3 protein-coding genes are annotated in these 2,201 nt (G+C 65.4%); 1 reads left to right on the top strand and 2 read right to left on the bottom strand.

Features of this window, described 5'->3' with window-relative positions; translation table 11 throughout:
• Positions 1–12: 12 nt before the first annotated feature.
• A complete protein-coding gene (locus tag EN745_RS33875) occupies positions 13–363 on the bottom strand; it encodes a DUF2946 family protein (RefSeq protein ID WP_127405812.1) in 351 nt (116 codons plus the stop codon).
• Between the two features lie 148 nt (positions 364–511).
• Positions 512–1,414 carry a GntR family transcriptional regulator gene (locus EN745_RS33870; protein WP_127405811.1) on the bottom strand — a complete coding sequence of 301 codons (903 nt, stop codon included), beginning with the start codon at positions 1,412–1,414 and terminating at the stop codon, positions 512–514.
• A gap of 247 nt (positions 1,415–1,661) precedes the next feature.
• On the opposite strand from EN745_RS33870, the gene EN745_RS33865 reads away from it, so the two are divergent.
• On the top strand, positions 1,662–2,201 hold a 540-nt coding region (locus EN745_RS33865), incomplete at its 3' end, for a UxaA family hydrolase (protein ID WP_189363247.1).

Below are 2,201 nucleotides of genomic sequence, written 5' to 3'. Positions count from 1 at the left end.
AGCCGGGACGGATCAGGCCGTCGCTGGCGGCGCGCGCGGGTTCGATGGAGAGCGATCGCGGGCGAAATCGACATGGGTGAAGGCCGGCGGCGCGAACACCACGGCCTCGAGCACGAGGCTGCGGGCGAGAACACTGGCATCGGGCGGCGGCGCGTGGGCAGCGGAAACCATGCTGCAACCAAGCACGCAGCAGGCCGGCAGGTGCTGCTGGTGCGGATCACTGCCGGGAAGCTGGGTCGGCCCCTCATGCGTGCAGATGACATTGCCGAAGGCGTCGAGCTGCGCGGCGGCCGGCCCGGCCGCGAAGGCGCCAAGCGCCGACTGGAGCACAAGCACCAAGATCGCGACGAACGCGACCCTCATGCTCCATTGTCTCCGCCGGATGTCCAAGCTCTGCCTCTCCACGAGCAATGGCAGATACCTAGCATGCGGCCAACGGGGCGAAAATCGCCAAATCACGGCTGCGGCAACGCGGCGCGACCAATGCGTATCGCCGGGACCCGGGCGCGGCTCAGGCGTGTTGCGGCTGCCGCCCCTCGGGGATCGAGGTCAAGAGCGTCTGGCGCGCCGACTTCAGGTGCTTGCGGCAGGCGGCGTCGACTTTGCCGAGATCGCGCGACTTCAGCGCCGCGATATAGGCCAGATGCTCCTGGACGGCGACCTCGTTGCGCTCGCGCTCCTGCGCCTTGTTCCACTGGTAGTGGTAGTGGAAGATCATGGCGATGACGTCGTAGAAGTCGACGATGAAGCGGTTGTGCGATGCGCGGTGGATCAGTCGGTGGAAGCGCTCATCCAGCTCGGAAAACGCCGTGAAGCGCGTGGCGATTTCGCGCGCCAGCTGGCGATGCTCATCCTCCAGCCGGTCGAGATCGGACCAGACCGGGCTTTCCTCGGGCAAGGTGGCGAAAGCGGCGGCCGAGCGTAGCTCGAACATTTCGCGGATTTCGGTCAGCTCCAGCGCGAAAGCACGGGTAAAGCCCTTCAGCACCCAGTGGCTGTTGCGCCGTTTCTCGATCAGGCCGAAGCGGGAAAAGCGGATGAGGAATTCGCGGACGCTGGTGGTGCCGACGCCGATCTCGCGCGCCAGCTCCAACTCGTTGATCTGCATGCCTGCCTCGGCGCCGCCGGCCAGTAGCCGGCGCATGAATGAGCGCTCGATGATCTCGGCCAGCGTGTCGGTCTCCTCCTCGGGGAAGAAGTCATCCGGCCGCGGCGCGCGCAGCACCGTCTTGCTGCGCTTGTTCCAGGCGATCAGCCCGATTTCCGCCATGCGTGCAAGGATGCTGCGCACCGTGGTTCGGCTGACACCGAGCAGGGTGCCCAATTCCGGCTCCGACGGCAGGCTTTGGGTCTCATCGAGCAGCCTGAGGCAGCGATTATAGGCATCCTTGTAGACGTTGTTGCTTTTCGACATCCCCCGCCCCGTTGCGCGCCGGCGCTTGCAGTGCCCGGCCTGAAGCGCGATATGTTCCTAACGCATGCTTCCGGAAAGCTGAATCGCTTTTCGGACGCCGGCCGGACTGGCCCTTGCGCCCTCACAGACGGCGCCCTCGCGAAAAAACATTTGACGCAAAAATGTTTTTTCACGATAAAAGACATTATCCATTAACTGACGCGTGTCAATCCGCCCACGCACCCAGGAACATCCCAGGAAACCGCCCGTGAACGCCGCAAACAGCATCCTCCTGTCTCCCGCCGACAATGTCGCGGTCGCCAATGGCCGCATCGAGATCGGCACGGCGTTGCCGGGTGGTGCTGTCGCCGTCGCGGTGATCGACCCTGGCCACAAGGTGGCGGTCAAGCCGATCGCGGCCGGCGAGGCGGTGGTGAAATATGCTCAGGCGATCGGCCGTGCCACGCTGGACATTGCGCCTGGCGAGCATGTCCATTCGCACAATTTGGTTTTCGAGAGCGGCCGCCTGCCGGTGGTGCCGCCGAGCGAGGCCGAGCACGCGACCGAGGCCGACCGTGCCCGCACCTTCATGGGCTACCGCCGCGCCGATGGCCGCGCTGGCACCCGCAACTTCATCGGCATCATCGCCAGCGTCAACTGCTCGGCCACCGTCTGCCACGCCATCGCCGACGAGGCCAACAGAACGCTCTTGCCGAAATATCCGGGAATCGACGGCTTCGTGCCGATCGTGCATGGCCAGGGCTGCGGCATGAGCGGCACCGGCGACGGCATGATGGTCCTGCACCGG

It is taken from the genome of Mesorhizobium sp. M4A.F.Ca.ET.022.05.2.1 (genome assembly GCF_003998845.1).
GTDB lineage: Bacteria > Pseudomonadota > Alphaproteobacteria > Rhizobiales > Rhizobiaceae > Mesorhizobium.
The sequence above is the reverse complement of the archived record's forward strand: the minus strand, read 5'-3'. Positions and strand labels throughout refer to the sequence as shown.

Excerpts from the sequence above, each read along its gene's own strand:
- EN745_RS33870 (WP_127405811.1), bottom strand. The coding sequence starts at position 1,414 with ATGTCGAAAAGCAACAACGTCTACAAGGATGCCTATAATCGCTGCCTC.
- EN745_RS33875 (WP_127405812.1), bottom strand. The coding sequence starts at position 363 with ATGAGGGTCGCGTTCGTCGCGATCTTGGTGCTTGTGCTCCAGTCGGCG.